Source organism: Alteromonas sp. ABH4_452, from assembly GCF_056311825.1.
Genome location: NZ_CM149973.1, coordinates 3836415 through 3857906 on the forward strand (window position 1 = coordinate 3836415; position 21492 = coordinate 3857906).

At 50.0% G+C, this 21492-nt stretch carries 2 protein-coding genes; one reads left to right on the plus strand and one right to left on the minus strand.

Annotation, left to right across the window (positions count from 1 at the left end; all coding sequences use genetic code 11):
* Positions 1 to 2: 2 nt before the first annotated feature.
* Complete coding sequence (locus ACYX4N_RS16525) at positions 3 to 1949, minus strand: TolC family outer membrane protein (RefSeq protein ID WP_476054785.1); 1947 nt, start codon at positions 1947 to 1949, stop codon at positions 3 to 5.
* Between the two features lie 247 nt (positions 1950 to 2196).
* On the opposite strand from ACYX4N_RS16525, the gene ACYX4N_RS16530 reads away from it, so the two are divergent.
* Entirely contained in the window at positions 2197 to 21372 is a 19176-nt protein-coding gene (locus ACYX4N_RS16530; RefSeq protein WP_476054786.1) for a BapA/Bap/LapF family large adhesin, read from the plus strand.
* The last annotated feature ends 120 nt before the right edge of the window (positions 21373 to 21492 follow it).

Sequence of the window (21492 nt, forward strand, 5' to 3'; positions counted from 1 at the left end):
CGCTATTCGTTAGTAGGAAGCTGGATAATAGCCGCTTCAATTCTGCGATTTCGAGCATTCGCTTCATCTGATTCTTCATCAACCAGTGGACGAGTTTCACCATAACCGACAGCGGTGATCCTTCTAGCCTCTATGTTTGCTTTTGTCATAAGCATTGATGCGACAGCTTTCGCTCTGCGTTCAGATAGACGCTGATTATAGGCAGCGTCTCCATCTAAAGATGCATGACCGTGAATGATCACTCCAGAATTAGCGTCACTATTAAGCGCATCGATAACCTCTTGAAGGGAGTTCTCATATTCAGGTAAAACCTCGGTAGAATTAGAGGCAAACTCAATGTTTACGTTAAATGACTCTATTATATTTGCGTTATCCAAGGTGAAGTCTGCAGCACTTGGTTCTGGCGCCAATTCAGGCTCTTTCGCTTCACAACCAAAGTCATCGACCATAGCGCCCGGCGTTGAATCTACACAGTCATCCCACAAATCAACAATGCCGTCTCCATCAGAATCGCGCTTTAATATATTCAGTTCATCTTCAAAGTTCGTGCGAATTACAGGGCATACATAATTAGGGTCGTAGCTAATTTTTTCTTCAGCTTTACTTAGTACATCAGGCACGCCCTCTTTAGTAATGCCTAGTGTTTGCGCTAAGCTTCCCGATGCTGCAAGCAGTCTTACACGCGCTTTTTCTAGCGTATACTGGGCTTCTAAGTACGCACGACTCGATTCGTAGTACTCATTTTCTGAATCGAGTAAATCCAGTAGTGAGCGTTCTCCTATAGTAAATTGGTCCATATAGGCAGATTTCACACGGTCTGAAGATAAGCGGTGAGCATTCAGTGAAGGTAGCTGCTCGGATATATTGATAATGTCGTTGTAAGCAATTTGTACCGTTTGTCTCATATCGATACAGGCTTTATCCCGTAAATCTTTTGCTAAGTCTACTTGCGACAATGCTTGTCGAATCGCCGCGCTATCCGACCCACCGTTATACAAGTTATAAGAAAAATTAACGCCGACACTCGCTTCTGTAATGGTGTTATTCAATGCAGCTTGGTCTCGTGTTTGCGCACCATAACTTGCGGTCAAATTAACCTGAGGATGGTAGAGACTCTTTGCACTATCGACCGCATAACGCTGCGCATCTATGTTATAAATAGCAGCATTAAATTGTGGATTAGTGCCATACGCGCTAGTAAGTAAAGATTGTATATCTGTGACGTTTGCATCAACGAAAGCAGAGTTTATTGATACTGACTGTAGGTTTTGAGCAGGCTTTTCACCCACCAACCGCAAAAAGCGTGCGGTAACATCGTGCAAATTCGATAACTCAGTGAGCACATTAGATTCGGCAAGGGAAAGACGACCGCTAATTTGCTCCAAGTCAGCTCTACGACCTACCCCGGCTTCAACGCTTTCTTCAATTTGTTTGAACACATCAACGTGAGTGATCAGGTTTTCTTCAGCAAGCTTCAAAAGCTCTCTGAATAACTGAACGTCCATATAAGCAAGGGCGGTATCTAACGACTTCTGCTCAATTTCGCCCATTAGTTCAAAAAACCGTACAACTTGCGCTTGTTTAAACCGCTTTAGCTCACTGCTTGTTAGAAAACCGTCGTATAACATTTGAGTAAGGGTGATTTGAGCAGTATGCCCCATGTATTCACGATCCAAACCATAATTTCTATCGCTGTAAGCGCTAGAAGCTAAAACATCTACTTGAGGGCGAAAACCACCTCGCGCAATGTCGACATCTGACATAGCCACTTGAAGTTGTCGCCAGCTGGCTTGCACTTCTGGATTTTCGTTTACTACCTTGCGTACATAGTCTTCCAAGCTGACAGACGAGTTACCAACAACATTACTTTGAGCAATAACAGCATGAGTTAGCACAGCGCAAGTTGCCCCAATAATAACTCTGGTAAGCACTGATTTCATGAACTTCATATATACGTCTCACTATATAAATACGAGGCGACATTTGTGTCGCTTCTTACTTTTAAAAAGTAGACGCTGTGTATATTTCTGCAAACTCAACTCACAATTATTAGACTAAAAATTAATAAATTAGGGGTAACTACCTAGGTTTTATACCAAAGGATATGTGCCACCCGTACTACGGTCCGGTAACGAGTTGTATAAGCCCTGCTACGCTTTTTACATAGCGTGATAATTTATTGATTGAGAGGGAAACATGGCTGAAGTGATCATTGCGGAAGTAAACGGCGAAGCTTCTTTAACTCGCGGAGAAACCGGTGAGCAGGTCAATGTTAGTGTTGGTATGGCAGTGGCCGAAGGCGACGAATTGAACATATCACCCAATGGGTATGTTACCGTCAGCGTAGATGGAGAACTACGCACACTTCCAGCAGGACAAAACATTACTTTCCCGCTGCAATTAGACTTTACCGAAAGCAATTCCGACGATGAATTCGCCGTCTTTGATGAAAGTGTTGATGAACTTGCCGCATTACTAGACGGTGTTGATGGCGCGGAGAGTGTCGAAGGGGAGAACCAAGCAGGCGATGCTGATTTTCTTGACGCGCTTGCTGGTGACGGCGACATCTTAGAGTCATTGGAAGCTACCGCTGCCGGCCTTGATGGAGGTGATGGAGCTGGCGGAAGTAACTTTGTTCGTGTTGACCGCATAAATGAAGATGTTGACCCAGCCGGTTTTCAGTTCGATCAAAATGCAAATGGCAATGACGATGTCACGCCCGTTGAGTTTTCTGAATCAGGTGAACAAGCACAAGATATTTCACTTACTCTTGACGCAATCGGGTTAACGAACGACACCACGCCAACCTTATCCGGTATTACTTCAGCTATTCCGGGTAGTACAGTCACACTAGCCGTTACCGACAGTGCTGGGAATATCCAAACTGTTACTGCTATCGTACAAGGCGATGGCACATTTAGCGTAGACGTACCAAACGCATTGGCCGATGGTGAATTTACTGTAGACGCCACCGTGCTAGAACCTACCGGCAACACAGCTGATAGCTCTACCACCGGCGAAATTGATGCTACTGCCCCGACAATCACCATTAATGCGCCAGGTTCTGACAACGACACCACGCCTACCCTTTCAGGTACTACTGATGCCGACCCTGGTAGTACAGTTACGTTAACCATTACCGATAGTGCAGGTAACACGCAAACTGTGACTGCAATCGTGCAGGCTGACGGCACGTATAGTGCGGACGTACCCGCTGAATTAGCCGAAGGCGAGTTTACGGTTAACGCCAGCGTTAGTGATGAAGCAGGCAATACCGCAACCGCTGATACCACAGGCGAAATTGATACTACTGCGCCATCAATTACTATTGATGCGATAGCTACTGACAACGACACCACGCCTACCCTTTCAGGTACCACTGATGCCGCCCCCGGCAGCACGGTAACGTTAACCATTACCGATAGCGCAGGTAACACACAAACCGTGACCGCTATTGTGCAAGCGGACGGCACTTATAGTGCGGACGTACCGGCTGAATTAGCCGAAGGTGAATTTACCGTTAACGCCAGCGTGACCGATGAGGCTGGCAATACCGCAACCGCTGATACCACAGGCGAAATTGATACTACTGCGCCATCAATTACTATTGATGCGATAGCTACTGACAACGACACCACGCCTACCCTTTCAGGTACCACTGATGCTACACCGGGTAGCACGGTAACGTTAACCATTACCGATAGCGCAGGTAACACACAAACCGTGACCGCTATTGTGCAAGCGGACGGCACTTATAGTGCGGACGTACCGGCTGAATTAGCCGAAGGTGAATTTACCGTTAACGCCAGCGTGACCGATGAGGCTGGCAATACAGCAACCGCTGATACCACAGGGGAAATTGATACCACTGCGCCAACCATTACTATTGACGCGATAGCTACTGACAACGACACCACGCCTACCCTTTCAGGTACCACTGATGCCGCCCCTGGTAGTACAGTTACGTTAACCATTACCGATAGTGCAGGTAACACGCAAACTGTGACCGCTATTGTGCAGGCTGACGGCACGTATAGTGCGGACGTACCCGCTGAATTAGCCGAAGGCGAATTTACGGTTAACGCCAGCGTGACCGACGAGGCAGACAATACCGCAACCGCTGATACCACAGGGGAAATTGATACTACCGCACCTTCGATCACTATCGACACCATAGCTACTGACAACGACGCCACGCCCACCCTTTCAGGTACCACTGATGCCACACCGGGTAGTACAGTTACATTAACCATTACCGATAGCGCTGGCGTTACTCAAACCGTGACCGCTATTGTGCAAGCAGACGGCATCTATAGCGCTGACGTACCGGCTGAATTGGCAGAAGGTGAATTTACGGTTAATGCCAGCGTTACTGATGAAGCAGGCAATACGGCAGCCGCTGATACCACAGGGGAAATTGATACTACTGCGCCATCAATTACTATTGATGCGATAGCTACTGACAACGACACCACGCCCACCCTTTCAGGTACCACTGATGCCGCCCCCGGCAGTACGGTTACGTTAACCATTACCGATAGCGCGGGCAACACGCAAACCGTGACTGCTATCGTACAGGCTGACGGTACTTATAGTGCGGACGTACCGGCTGAATTGGCAGAAGGCGAATTTACGGTTAACGCAAGCGTTACCGATGAAGCAGGCAATACGGCGAGTGCCGAAACACAAGGTGCTATCGATGTGACGGCGCCTACCATCGCATTAAACGATCCAGGAATAAATGGCGATGCAACCCCCACACTTTCAGGGTTAACGGATGCCGTGCCCGGAAGCACAATAACGCTTACTGTTACCGATAGTGCAGGCGTTACTCAAACCTTTACTACCACCGTACAAGCCGACGGTACCTTTACCGTTGAAGTTCCAAATGCAGTGGCAGAAGGTACATACAGCGTAACTGCCGAGGTGACAGATGGTGCGGGTAATACCGCACAAGCAACAGCGAGCGGCGATTACGATTCTACGAGTCCTTCGACCACCGTAAATCAACCTGCGCCAACGAACGATACTACGCCAAACGTTTCTGGTGAAACCGATGCCCCTCCTGGCAGTGAAGTTGTCATTGTTGTTACAGATAGCGAGGGTAACGAGCAGACGATAGTTACCACTGTTGGCGGAGACGGCACATTCAACGAAGATGTGCCAGCGGAGCTTAGCGAAGGTGAGTACACGGTAGATGTTACTGTAACAACACCAGCAGGCAACAGTTCTACCACCACAGTGATTGGCGAAATTGACACCACGGCGCCGATAATCAACCTTGATCCTATTGGCTCAACCAATGATGACACGCCGGTGATAAATGGCGACACCGACGCAGAACCGGGTGCGATAGTGACGCTAGATATCGTACATTCAGATGGTACTACGCAAACCATTACTGCAACAGTGCAAGAAGACGGCAGCTTCAGTGCTGAAGTGCCTCAAGCACTCGCAAACGGCGACTTCACGGTAACCGCTACTGTGTCTGATGTGGCGGGCAATACTGCTTCAACGTCAATCGATGCGGTTATCAATACCCAAGGCCCTAATGTTGTTATTGAAACCGGCTCTCCTACCAACGGTAGTGAAGGTATAGGGGGTTCATCGGATGCACCTAATTCAGAGGTTGTGGTTGTTATTACCGATAGCGACGGCAACAGCCAAACAATAACGGGGACAACCGATGAGAATGGCAACTTCAATGTAGCATTCCCTCCTGGCTCTGAAGAGGGCGAATACGAGATTGAAGTGACGGTGACAGACGAAAATGGCAATAGCTCTACCGCGACGGCCACTACTGTACTTGATGCCACCCCACCAATTGTGAATATCGACCCGCAAACGGATACTAACGACACAACACCGACTATCTCAGGTAATACGGATTTGCCCGCAGGCAGCGAAGTCGTTATTACCGTTACCGATAGCCAGGGTAATACGCAGACTGTTACCGCCCTTGTTGATGAAAATGGTAATTTCAGCGCCGATGTCGAAGAAGCGCTAGCACAAGGCAACTATGAGGTTTCTGTCGAAGCAACTGATGCAGCGGGTAATACAACTACCGCTGTCGACAACAGTGGCAACATAGACACTAGCGCACCAGCGCTTTCTCTAGACCCGCAAACTGATGGTAGCGACACCACGCCGACGATTTCAGGCTCTAGCGATTTACCACCTGGCTCAACAGTAACTATTGCGGTGACCGACAGCGCGGGCAACACACAGACTATTGATGCCATCGTTGATGAAAACGGAGACTTTAGCGTCGACGTGCAAACGCCGCTTACTGAGGGTGAATATACCGTAGAGGCCAGTGCAACAGACGAGGCAGGCAATACAACGACTGTTACTGAAAATGGCGGCAACATTGATACGCAAGCCCCCTCCATTTCACTAGAGCCACTTGGCACAGGTAACGACACGACACCTTCAATTAGCGGTTCTACAAACTTGGAAGTGGGCAGCACGGTTACACTTACCGTTACCGATAGTGCTGGAAACAGCCAAACCTTTACTGCCACAGTAGACGCGAACGGCGAATTTAGCGCAGACGTGCCTGCTGAACTTGCTGACGGCGACTACACTGTTGAAGCAACAGCCACCGATGCTGCGGGAAATAGTGCTTCAACGTCACAAACTGGCACAGTGGACACCAATGCGCCAAGCTTAACCCTTGACCCACTGGGTGATGATAACGACACCACGCCTACTATCTCAGGTACTACCGATTTACCCGCTGGCAGCACTGTTACACTGTCTGTTACCGATGCGCTTGGCAATACGCAAACATTTACGGCAACGGTAGATGGTTCTGGTAATTTCAGTGCCGATGTGCCCAACCCATTAGCTGAAGGTGAATTTAGCGTAACGGCTACAGCGACCGACGCTAACGGCAATACTGCAACGGCAACGGAAACTGGCGGTAATATAGACATTACATCGCCGCTGGTTAACTTGGATGCTCAAGGCAGTACTAATGATACTACGCCAACCATCTCAGGTAACACAGACCAGGCACCGGGTAGCAGTGTATCAATCACTGTTACAGACAGTGCAGGCAATACGCAAACCTTTGACGCTCTTGTTCAAAATGACGGTACTTTCTCTGTTGACGTGCCGGCAGAGCTTGCCGACGGTGACTTTACCGTTACCGCCACGGTCACTGACGATGCGGGCAACCAAGATTCTGCATCGACACAGGGCAATATTGATACTGCGGCACCAACGCTTAATCTCGATCCACAAGATGTGGGCAACGATACTACACCGCTTATTAGCGGAACGACAGATTTACCACAAGGCAGCACGGTAACACTAGTGGTCACCGATAGCTTAGGTAATCAGCAAGCTATTGAAACCACTGTTGATGAAAACGGAAACTTTAGCGCTGAAGTACCTAGCGCATTAGCGGAAGGTAATTACTCCGTTACAGCAACCGCTGTCGATGAAAATGGTAATACCGCAAGTGTAACTGAAAATGATGGCAGTATTGATACAACGGCGCCCTCGCTTTCCCTCGACGCTGTGGGTTCTGGCAACGATACCACACCAACTCTATCGGGCAGCACCGATCTGCCTGAAGGAAGTGTTGTCTCGCTAACAGTCGTTGATAGCGCTGGTAACACGCAAACTATCAACACCTTAGTCGATGCTAACGGTAATTTCTCTGTCGACGTACCGCAAGAACTGGCTGATGGAGACTTTACGGTTACTGCTACAGCAGAAGACGAAGCAGGCAATGGAGTTACAGACAACGCAACGGGTAATATTAATACCAATGCACCCACGTTAGTGCTAGATGGACAAGGCGAGACGAATGACAGCACGCCCCTTATTTCAGGTACCACCAGCTTACCTGAAGGAAGTACGGTTACCTTAACCGTAACGGATAGTGCAGGTAACACGCAAACGATTACTGCGACAGTGGGCGCAGACGGAACATTTAGTGCGGATGTTACCACCCCACTCGCTGATGGCGCTTACACCGTTACCGCCAGCGCAACTGACGGCGATGGCAATACGACAACAGTAACCGACAATGGCGGCGTTGTAGATACCACCGCGCCTACGCTTACCCTAGAAAATCCTGGCAGCACGGGTGACACCACACCTACACTTTCAGGCACCACTGACCTTCCTGAAGGAAGCACGGTTACACTTGTCGTTACAGATAGCGCTGGAAACACGCAAACTATCAATGCCTTGGTCGATGCAGATGGTAGCTTCAGCGTAGATGTGCCAAACGCTCTAGCTGAAGGCGACTTTACTGTTACTGCCAATGCAACCGACAGTGCAGGCAATACCGCGAATGCCAATACAACAGGTAATGTAGATAGCGAAGCGCCGCTGTTAACCCTTGATACACAAGGCGCTACTAGCGATGTTACGCCAACTATCACAGGTACTTCCGACGTGGCACCTGGCACACTGGTTACCATTACTGTGGTAGATGCCAACGGTAACTCGCAAAGTTTCCAAGCGGCCGTGCAAGCAGATGGAACATTCAGCGCGGACGTGCCTAGCGCCCTGGCCGAGGGCGACTTCACCGCTACGGCAACAGTAAGCGACGCACAAGGCAACACCGCGACGGCAAACGAAACAAATGGAAACATCGACACACAGGCGCCTGTTGTTAACGTTAACCCGTTAGATTCAGGTAATGACACTACGCCTGTTATTTCAGGTAATACAGATTTACCTGAAGGCGCAGTTGTTGTGATCACCGTAACTGACAGCAATGGTGACACGCAAACCATTAACGCATTAGTTGATGCTGACGGCAACTTTGCAACAGAGGTATTGTCTCCACTACCTGAAGGAGATTACAGCGTTGAAGTTACTGCAACAGATGATGCAGGTAATTCAACAACCGCAACTGAGGACGGTGGCAATATTGACACCACCGCCCCTGTACTCACCCTAAATCCGCAGGGCACAGGCAACGATGAAACGCCTAACATATCGGGCAGTACTGATTTAGCACCGGGAAGCACGGTAACGTTAACCGTCACAGATAGCGCAGGCAATACACAAACCTTTGACGCCATTGTGGACGCGAATGGTGACTTCAGCGCAGATGTTCCAAACGCTATACCAGACGGCAGCTACACGGTAACAGCAAGTGCCTCAGACGATGCAGATAATACAACCACCACTTCTGATACCGGTACGCTAGATACGAGCGCCCCTGCGCTGACACTAGATGCGCAAGTTACGGTGAGCGATACTACACCAACCATTTCGGGTACGACTGACCTATCCGCGGGTTCGACCGTAACGCTTTTTGTCACTGACAGTGCAGGCAACACCCAAACCTTTACTGCACTTGTTGATGCAAGCGGTAACTTTAGTGCTGATGTCCCCGCGCCTCTTGCCGAAGGTGATTACTCAGTAACCGCTACCGCTACAGACAGTAACGGGAATAGTGCCTCTGTCACCGACAATAACGGTATCGTCGATTCTGTCGCCCCCGTTATTTCACTAGATGCGCTGGGTTCAAATAACGATACTACGCCGACCATTTCAGGCACTACAGACTTAGCAGCAGGTGAGAGCGTAACGCTGTCGATCACCGACAACGCTGGCAATACACAAACTGTGACCGCAACGGTTGATGCAAACGGCAACTTTACTGTTGATGTGCCAGCCGCACTGGCCGAAGGTGACTATACGGTTACTGCAACGGCCACCGACGATGCTGGCAACAGTGCGTCAGCCAATGCAACAGGCACCATAGACACCACTGCGCCTACCCTAACCTTAGACGCTCAAGGATTAGGCAACGACACGACGCCAACCATTTCGGGAAGTACAGATCTAGCCGAAGGTAGCGTGGTTTCCTTGGTTATTACAGACAGTACTGGCAACATTCAAACGGTTACAGCAACAGTTGATGCTGCAGGAAACTTTACGGTTGATGTGCCCAGTGCCCTTGCTGAAGGCTCTTACAGTGTTGAAGCTACTGCCACTGATGAAGCAGGCAACAGCACGTCGGTTCTCGATAATTCAGGCGTTATTGACATCACGCCACCTGAGCTAAATCTTGACGAATTAACGCCAGAGAATAACGCTACGCCAATTATTTCTGGCACCACAAACCTTCCAGCTGGCGCCATTGTCACATTAACGGTGGTCGACAGTGCGGGTAACACGCAAACCTTTGCCGCAACGGTACAAACCGACGGTAGTTTTGCCGCCAACGTACCTTCACCACTAGCTGAAGGAGACTATACGGTTACCGCAACGGCTCAAGACGCGGCGGGCAACCAAGGCTCTGACTCTGAAACGGGTGGTAGCGTCGATACCACAGCACCAGTGATTACCTTAGATCCATTTGGTACAGGTAACGATAACACACCAACTATTAGCGGTAGCACAGATTTGGATGCAGGCAGCACAGTAACTATCACAGTAACTGACAGTGTTGGCACTGAGCAGACGTTTACTGCGACTGTTGATGGTAATGGCGACTTCAGTGCAGATGTGCCTAATCCTATGGCTGACGGAAACTTCGACGTTACTGCAACGGCCACTGATGCTGCAGGCAATACTGCTACAGATACAGTGAGCGGAGACATAAACTCAGCCGCGCCTACCCTATCCCTCGAGCCTCTTGGTTCGGGCAACGACACGACGCCGACCATTTCAGGTAGCACCGACTTAGCGCCAGGTAGTACTGTAACGCTAACTGTGACTGACAGTGCTGGAAACACACAGACATTCAGTGCCATAGTGCAAGGTGATGGAAGCTTTACGGCTGATGTTCCTGCAAGCTTACCTGAAGGTGACTATTCTGTTACTGCCACCGCCACAGACGGCGCCGGCAATAGTGCATCGGTAACCGAAAATGGCGGTAACATCGATACCACAGCCCCATCAATAACCATCGATACACAAGGGCTTGGCAATGATGCAACGCCGTCTATCTCTGGCACCACAGACCTCAATGCTGGCGACACAGTTAGCATAAGCGTGACAGACAACGCTGGAAATACCCAAACATTCACTGCAACCGTTCAAAACGATGGCACTTACAGTGCTGATGTTCCTGCCGATTTATCTGAAGGCAGTTTCAGCGTGACTGTCACTGCGAATGACGATGCGGGTAATTCTGCAACGGCAATAGATAACAACGGTGTCATAGATACTGCAGCCCCCACCGTAGCGTTAGATGCACAAGGCCTAACTAACGATGCCACACCGACTATATCGGGAACCACCGACTTGGCTGCGGGCAACACTGTAAGCATCAGCGTGACCGACAGCCAGGGCAATACGCAAACTTTCACTGCCACCGTTCAAGCGAATGGTAGCTTTAGCGCTGATGTGCCCCTTGACCTTGCAGAAGGCGATTACACAATAGAAGTGACGGCGACTGATGATGCAGGTAATCAAAACACAGCGGTTGATAATAACGGTACAGTTGACACCACCCCACCTGTTATCAACTTAGATCCAGTGGCCAGCGGCAATGACGCAACACCAGTATTAAGCGGTACTACCGATTTGCCAGAGGGAGCAACAATTACACTGGTTGTCACCGATGCAGGCGGTAATGTACAGAACCTTACCGCTACGGTAAACGCGGATGGCACTTTCTCAGTTGAAGTACCCAGCGCGCTTGTTGATGGCGATTACGATGTAACAGCCAGTGCGAGCGATGCTGCGGGCAATAGCACGACTGTGTCGGATAGCGGCAATATTAATGCAAGCGCCCCGGACATTACCCTAGATGCCCTTGGCCAGACAAACGACGCTACGCCTCTTATTTCAGGTACAACTAACGCGCCAGCTGGTGCTACCGTCACTTTAACAGTGACAGATAGTGCTGGAGCAGTTCAAACCTTTACTGCAACAGTTCAAGGAGATGGCACCTTCAGCGCAAGCGTACCGTCAGACTTGGCCGAAGGTAGCTACACAGTTGTCGCAGAGGTGACTGACGGAGCCGGAAATACAGGCTCTGACTCTGAAACTGGCGGTGTGGTAGATACCACATCACCGGCTATTGATGTGGCAGAGCAAGGTGTAGGCAATGATGCAACACCAACGATTAGCGGCACGACAGACCAGCCAGCCGGAAGCACGGTTTCAATTACCGTCACCGATAACGCTGGTAATATACAAACCTTAACAGCAACCGTGCAAAACGACGGCTCTTTTAGTGTAGAGGTACCTGCCACTTTGGCTGAGGGTAACTACACAGTCCAAGCTACCGTTGTTGATGAAGCTGGCAATACAGCGTCCGACGCTGAAAGCGGCGTCATCGACACAATTTCACCTGTCATTACGCTGGACGACCCAGGCACAATTAGCGACTCGACACCAACCATTAGCGGCACTGTAGATTTACCGCAAGGTTCTACAGTGCAGATAACCGTTGTTGATAGTGCGGGTAATACCCAGGTGTTCTCTGCGTTGGTTGCCGCGGGCGGCGTATTCTCTGCCGATGTACCAGCGGCGATGGCTGAAGGAAACTTCACTGTATCAGCAACCGCCACTGATACAGCAGGTAACAATACAACCGATAACGACGCAGGCGTAGTTGATACACTAGTACCTACACTTACTATAGATGTTGCCGATACCACTAACGACGCGACGCCACTCATTACTGGTACAACCGATGAGCCTGCAGGCGCTGTGGTAACCATTTTGGTAACGGATAGCGCTGGTGCAACCCAGACCTTAAGTGCTGTGGTGCAGGGAGATGGGACTTTCTCTATATCCCCTGGTACCGATTTAGCTGAAGGCGACTTCACGATAAGTGCTAGCGTCAGTGATGAAGCAGGTAACACTGCAACAGCAAGTGATACAGGAAACGTAGACACTACAGCGCCATCTCTAACCTTAACGCCACTTGAGGAAGGCAATGACACAACCCCTACTCTGTCTGGTAGCACTAACCTAGAGCAAGGCAGTGAAGTTACGCTTGTGGTAACCGACAGCGCAGGAAATGTACAAACCCTCACAGTTACAGTTGATGTAAATGGAAACTTTACAGTGAATGTGCCTGCGCCTTTAGCAGAAGGTGCATACAGTGTTGAGGCCACCGTAAGTGATGATGCGGGTAACAGCACCAGTGTTGAGGACAATACAGGCGTCATCGATACAACAGCTCCAACCCTATCGTTAGACGCACTTAACTCGGAGAATGACACTACTCCGACCATATCGGGTAATACTGACCTGCCTGCAGGTGCTACTGTAACGATTACGGTTGTCGATAACGCAGGTGTAAGCCAGACCTTCGATGCAACCGTTCAGGGAGACGGCAGTTTCTCGGCAGATGTGCCCAACCCAATGGCCGAAGGAGGTTATACCGTCACAGCCGTGGCCCAAGACCCAGCAGGCAATGAGACTACTGTCACTGAAGCAAACGGTAGCGTAGACACTACCGCGCCGACTATCAACTTAGATGCACAAGGCACAGGTAACGATACCACGCCAACAATTACTGGCAGCACCGATTTAAGCCCAGGTAGTTCAGTGACCATAACCGTCACCGACAGCGCAGGAGCAGAACAGACATTTACGGCTATTGTCGATAGTAACGGTGATTTCAGCGCCGACGTGCCCAATGCAATGGCAGACGGAAACTTCGATGTTACTGCAACCGCCACTGATGCCGCTGGAAACTCGGCGTCTGATACTACCAGCGGAAATATTGACACCGCCGTGCCAACCCTAACCTTGGACTCGCTTGGTACAGGAAACGACACAACACCAACCATCTCTGGCACTACGGATGTTGCACCGGGCAGCATCGTGTCTATCAGCGTTACTGATAATGCTGGTAATACGCAAACCTTTGACGCCATTGTTCAAGCTAATGGCACCTTCTCTGCAGATGTGCCAGCGGCCTTATCTGAAGGTAATTATTCTGTCACTGCAACTGCCACTGATCCCTCGGGCAATACGGCAACTGCAAATGAAAATGGTGGAATTATCGATACTACTGCGCCTGCTGCACCTACTATTGATGCGGGCAATGGTACTGAAATTACCGGCACTGCCGAAGCAGGTGCTGTCGTAAACGTAGACGTTGACGGTGATGGCACACCTGATTTCACGGTGACTGCTGATAACGATGGTAACTGGTCAGTAACACCCACTACACCGCTAGCCGATGGCGTGGTTGTGACGGCAACAGCTACCGATGAAGCAGGCAATACAAGTAGCCCAGCGACTGACACAGTAGACGCTGTTGCGCCAATCGTTGTCTTTAATGACCTAACGACTAACGACACCACGCCTGCACTTACCGGTTCGGTAGACGATCCAACGGCCACGGTGGTCGTTAACATCAACGGTACAGACTATACCGCGACAAACAATGGTGATGGCAGCTGGACATTGGCTGACGATATCGTTGCCGCGCTGGCTGAAGGTAGCTATACCGCTACGGTTACTGCTACTGACGCCGATGGTAACACCGGAACTAACTCTGGTACTGTGGTTATTGACACCACTGCTCCAGCAGCGCCTACCGTCGATGCAGGTAACGGCACTGAAATTACGGGTACTGCGGAAGCAGGCGCAACTGTAAATGTAGACGTGGATGGCGACGGCACGCCAGACTTCACCGTCATCGCTGATGGCGATGGAAATTGGTCAGTAACACCCACTACACCGCTGGCCGATGGCGTGGTTGTTACGGCGACGGCGGTTGATGAAGCTGGCAATGTCAGTGCACCAGCGTCAGATACAGTAGATGCTGTTGCGCCAATCGTTGCAATTGATGACTTAACCACTAATGACGCTACACCAGAGCTAATCGGTACGGTTGACGATCCAAACGCTATCGTAGTAGTGACTATTGATGGCGTGGACTACACCGCAACTAACAATGGTGATGGAAGCTGGACCCTGGCTGACGATGCAGTGGCTGCACTTGCAGATGGTAGCTATACCGCTACCATTACTGCCACGGATGCCGATGGCAATGTGGGCTCAAATTCAGGAACGGTAGTGATTGATACTACTCCACCTGCCATACCTACTGTGGATGCAGGCAACGGCACCGAAATTACCGGTACCGCTGAAGCAGGCACAACCGTAAATGTGGACGTTGATGGTGACGGCACGCCTGATTTCACCGTCATCGCTGATGGCGACGGTAATTGGAGTATTACGCCTGATACTCCGCTTGCCGATGGCGTAATTGTGACCGTAACGGCAACTGACGCAGCAGGTAACATCAGCAACCCAGCCTCAGACACGGTTGACGCGGCTGCACCAGTAGTTGCCTTTAACGATTTAACAACAAACGATACAACGCCGGCACTTACTGGTTCAATTGACGACCCAACAGCCACGGTGGTTGTTACCATCAACGGTGCCGACTATACCGCCACCAATAACGGTGATGGCACGTGGACACTGGCTGACGATGCGGTGGCGGCACTTGCTGAAGGTAGCTATACCGCAATAGTTACTGCAACCGACCCAGAAGGTAATGTGGGTACGAATACTGGTACAGTGGTTATTGATACCACAGCACCAGCTGCGCCTACCGTTGAAGCGGGCAACGGCACTGAAATTACCGGCACAGCCGAAGCGGGCGCAACGGTAAATGTGGATGTAGACGGAGACGGCACGCCAGATTTCACCGTGATCGCTGATGGCGACGGCAATTGGAGCTTAACGCCAGATACACCATTGGCAGATGGTGTTGTAGTAACGGCAACAGCAACCGATGAAGCGGGCAATACCAGTGGGCCTGCATCTGACACGGTAGACGCCGTGGCACCTGTCGTAACCATCAATGATGTAACGACCAACGACACTACGCCTGCACTAACGGGTACGGTTGATGACCCAACGGCTACTGTAGTAGTCACCATTGATGGCAACGACTATACCGCTACAAATAATGGCGACGGTACGTGGACACTGACTGATGACGTAGTGGCTACACTCGCTGAAGGTAGTTACCCAACATCTGTTACTGCAACTGACGATGCGGGTAATACCGATACCGACACTGGTACTGTAGTAATTGATACCACCGCGCCTACGGTTGCAATAAACGATCTGACCACCAACGACACCACGCCTGAGCTTACCGGTACGGTAAACGACCCGAATGCGGTTGTGGTGGTGACCATTGACGGCAATGATTACACCGCTACCAACAATGGTGACGGTACCTGGACACTGGCTGATGACGTCGTCGCTACGCTAGCAGAAGGCAGCTACCCCACGTCGGTAAGCGCAACAGACGCCGCGGGTAATACTGTTACCAATACAGGAACAGTGGTAATTGATACCACCGCGCCTACCGTTGCAATAAACGATCTGACCACCAACGACACCACGCCAGAGCTTACCGGTACGGTGAACGATCCGAATGCGGTTGTGGTGGTGACCATTGACGGTAATGATTACACCGCTACCAACAATGGTGACGGCACGTGGACGTTGGCTGACAACGCAGTTGCTACGCTAGCAGAAGGCAGCTACCCGACTTCGGTAAGCGCGACAGACGCCGCGGGCAATACTGTCACCAATACAGGTACGGTAATAATTGATGTCACCGCACCTACGGTTGCAATAAACGATCTGACCACCAACGACACCACGCCAGAAATTACCGGTACGGTGAACGACCCCAATGCGGTTGTGGTGGTGACCATTGACGGCAATGATTACACCGCTACCAACAATGGTGACGGTACCTGGACGTTAGCTGATAACGCAGTTGCTACGCTTGCAGAAGGCAGCTACCCCACGTCGGTAAGCGCAACAGACGCCGCGGGTAATACTGTCACCAATTCGGGAACAGTGGTAATTGATACCACTGTACCTACGGTAGGTATTGACGATCTCAACACCAATGACACCACGCCAGAACTTACTGGTACGGTGAACGACCCGAATGCAGTTGTGGTGGTGACCATTGACGGTAATGATTACACCGCTACTAACAATGGTGATGGCACGTGGACGTTAGCCGACAATGCAGTCGCTACACTCGCTGAAGGTAGTTACCCAACATCTGTTACTGCAACTGACGCCGCGGGCAATACTGTCACCAATACAGGAACAGTGGTAATTGATACCACCGCACCTACGGTTGCAATAAACGATCTGACCACCAACGACACCACGCCTGAGCTTACCGGTACGGTGAACGACCCGAATGCGGTTGTGGTGGTGACCATTGACGGCAACGATTACACCGCTACCAACAATGGTGACGGCACGTGGACGTTGGCTGATAATATCGTCGCCCTGCTTGCTGAAGGCAATTACACGGCTGTGGTTACCGCCACAGATGCTGTAGGCAATGTTGCAACTGACACTGGTACAGTCGTTATCGATACCACTATTGATGAAAACAATAATGGTCAAACAGTAACGTTCGACAGTATCTCAAACGACTCTGGCGTGGCTGGCGACTTTATTACTAGCGATAGCACACTTATCTTTAATGGTACGGTGGACCTTGGTGACAATACTACCCTAACCGTTACCGTTGATGGGACGTCCTATACCTTTGGCACTGACCCTGAACTTACCATTGATGGCAGCGGCAACTGGAGCCTTGATTTAACAGGCACAACGCTACCAGCAGGTACCTACGCGGTGGTAGCAACAGTCACCGACGAAGCAGGTAACTCGGCGAGTACAGCAAGCCAAAATGTTGTTGTACAGGCTCTTGATGCTATAAACGACGGCAACACCGTCGATATGGGCGAACCTGTGGTCACGGTCAACCCACCGGAAACTACTAGCAACGTAGATGTTATCGGCATAGCCGAGGCTACGGGCGGTGTTGATGCGAGTGCATCCTTTACCGTTTCCCCTAACCATGTAGGTGAAGTGCTAGTAGAAGTTGACCAAATAGCACTGGTTGCTGTTGCCGATGCCTACATTGTTGAAGTGTATGACGAGAGCGGTCAACTTGTTTACAAAGGAGTAAGCGCAAGCTCACAACTTGCCGATGTCGGTGGCCTAGACATTTTTGATGTTACCGGCGACGAGACCATTTCGTTCACGTTGGCAGGCCTTGATGCTGGCAACTACAGTGTGGTGGTCCGCAATGATGAGAACTTACTTGAAGACTTGTTAGACAACGACAATAGTAACGATGTTAACCTTCAAGAACTTGGTTCAGCTGGCGTTGTACTTGGGCCAGACAATCAAGCTGTCGTCCTTGATACTATTGAAACAACGTTAAATACCGGCGTTTTAGGTATTCCAATTGGTACGGTTGGCACGCAAGTAAGGGGCGTATTAGAAGTACTTCTAGATACAACCACAGTAATTGGCGCAGGACAGCTTGTTAATTTACTTACCGCGCCTCTTGATGCAATTGGTTTAACTAGCTTCCTTGATGACATTCTAAGTGTCATTGCCGATGCATTGCTCAGCAATACATTAACCCTATTGCAAGACACTGATATCACCACTACATTAACCGAATACACCTATACGGGTGATTTGGTGGCCCAAGGCAACCTAATCGACGGTGATATTAGCGGCGTAGGTGCCGACACTATCTTAGACGGTGCCCAAGTAACACTGGTTACCAACGCCTCTGGTGATAGTGTGGCTGTACCTGCTTCCGGTACCGTTACTATTCAAGGTAACTATGGCGTACTGGAAATTGCCGCAGACGGCACATACACCTATACCGCCGATGGCGATCGTAGTGCAATTGGCCAGGACGAAGTGTTTAACTACACCCTATCAGATGGTGAAACTTCTGATATTGCGGCGCTTACCATCAACATATCTGGCAGCGACTTCCCGCCAGTAGTAGCTCAAACCGATAACAATGACATGGAGTTGGGCGCACAAACGGCCATTGTAAATGCACCAGTTAGCGACAGTGACTTCCAAGTGCTTGGCTTAACCGAAGGCTCGCCAGCAGCGGGCTCGCCAGAGGCTAGCACAACGCTTACCGTTGATGCTGGTTTCTTTGGCGAAGTGGTTGTAGAAGTTAGCCAAACCGCCTTAGTCACCGTCGCTGATTCGTATCGTATTGATATTATAGATGCCGATGGCAACGTGGTCGCCTCAGCTATGACTCCGGACAATCCATTAATAGGTGATGTAGCTGGCGTAAACCTAATCGGAGTAACCGGTGACGATACACTGGTTGCGAAATTCTCTGGGCTACCTGCGGGTGATTACACCGTGGTCGTGCGCAATGATGAAAGTGCCCTTGAGACACTATTCGATCAAAATAGCGACGGCTCGATTACGCTAACAGAATTAGGTGATGGCGGCGTAGTGCTTGGCGAAGAAAACCAAGAGGTGGTGCTAACTGCTGTTGAGGACGCACTAAACGGCACTGAAGCCAGTATATTAAATGGACTTGGTTTGGGTACGGTTGTGCGAAACCTTGTGCTTGAGCCAGCCTTAAGCACCGCAGACGCTATTGGCGCCGGCGATTTAGTGAGTACCATTACCACGGGACTTAATCTATTAGGGTTAGGTGCACTGGTAGATACCGTATTAGATGCTGTTGCAGCGGCACTGCTAAGCAATACACTTACCTTGCTTCAGTCTACCGATATAACTTCAACACTAACGGAGTATCAGTTTGAAGGTAGCACGACAACATCGGGGAATGTTATCGATGCCGCTAATACTGGCGACGTAGCGGACAGCATTGCTGAGGGCGGCGTAGTGACGCAAGTTACCCATACCAATGGTGAGTCGGTGACTGTATTGGGCACTGGGCTATCGGGCATTACTATTGAAGGTGACTATGGCGACCTCACCATCTTTGAAGACGGTAGCTACACCTATGTAGCCAACGGCGTGCGCGACGGCTTAGGCAATACAGATAGCTTCAGCTACACCATTTCAGATGGTAGGAATACCTCTACTGCAAACTTAAATTTCAATTTATCAGGGCAAGGGGTATCGGCTGATTCAGCCCGCGCTGAATTAACTTATGACTTTGCTACTGATGCAGGCCTTAACGAAACTGATGCGCTTTCTCATGGATATTTATTGGGGCTAGGTGGCAGCTTTAACGATACCAGCAATACATTTGCCGTAGCGTCAAATACAACTCAAGATATAACGTTAAACGTTGACAATGGCAGTCTACTGTCACTGGTTTCAAGCCTTACTGTTACCGTAGAAAAGTTTGAAAACGGAGCATGGGAAGCATACAGGGTTTTCCCTAACGGCGAGCTAATTAGCTTATTAGGCATTGATGGCGATACCGTCCTCACTGTCGACGGATTAACTGAAGGTTTGTACCGTTTGTCGATGAACGGTACGACTGGCCTTGGCGTAGCTGGCAGCATTAGTGTAGACCTATCCTCGACCATCAATTACCTTGACCAGTTTGAATTTAGCAGCGCGCAAACAGCTACAGGTAATTTGTTCGAAAACGATATACTGTTTGGCCCAACGTACGACGTTACCGTATCTGCTGATGGAACAATCTTCCAAGATGCCACTGGCGGCATTACGTTAGTTGGTGATTACGGTACGCTGCAAATTGACCAAACGGGCGCGTACACTTATACCCCGGACAACACGCTAGCCGTATTTGGCGGCACCTTAACGGATACCTTTACTTACCGTATCGAGTATCCAGACGGTACTGTCGAGCAGGCAGAGTTTAATGTGTTTGTGACGGCATCGGGTGAAGGTGTACCTGAAGTAGTAACAACCACTTCATCTGAATCTGTAAGTGCATCAGATAGCAGCGGCACCGTTGTAACTGACGAGCCTACAGCACCTGACGTTATTGACCTAACAGGGCAAACGCTTCAAACAGTTGACCTGAATGCTGGAACTCGATTGGTAACGCCAGAAAACGAGACTACTGCGCCGCTATTGAGTACAGAGCCTTCAGCGATAACCGAACCCGTAGAGAGCACGCCTGAAATCATTACGCTACCTGAAGAGGAAGTGAGCACGCTTGGTACTAATGTGGGCGATGGTTTTGGCGGTAGCGACACTATCGACCTGTCTGGTACCAAGCTTGATACGGTTGATATTGGCGGCCCTATACCCACCGCGCCGGACGAGGGTACAAGCCCGCTTTCGCCTGAAGCTTCATCGCCTGAAAGCACAGCGCCAGAACCTATCACCTCTGGAACATTACCAGAAGACACAATTACCCTTCCAGAAGAAGGCGATATTGTAACCGCTGGCCCAGTGACAGAGGTAACAGTTGATGTTGTAGATATAGATCTTCCACCAGAAGATTTAATTCTACCTTCAACTGAGCCTACATCCACTGATTCGGGCAACGAAAATACATCGTCTGATACTGGTAGTGACTTAGTGGGCGATTCGTCTAGAGAAGGTAGCGCTGATGTGACAACAGCTTCTCCGACAGAGTCTGAAGTGCTGAAGACAGCAATAGATAAACTTCCACCAACGGATATCTAGTTAACTCATGAAGTCAGCCTTAAGCCCTCGTCTTTAACGGGGGCTTTTTTATTATGTGCCTAGTATCACAAGATATTTAACAAGACATTTTAGCTGCATAAGCGCAGCGTGATAAACCTC

Coding starts and splice junctions, on each gene's coding strand:
- ACYX4N_RS16530 (WP_476054786.1), top strand. CDS start 2,197: ATGGCTGAAGTGATCATTGCGGAAGTAAACGGCGAAGCTTCTTTAACT.
- ACYX4N_RS16525 (WP_476054785.1), bottom strand. CDS start 1,949: ATGAAGTTCATGAAATCAGTGCTTACCAGAGTTATTATTGGGGCAACT.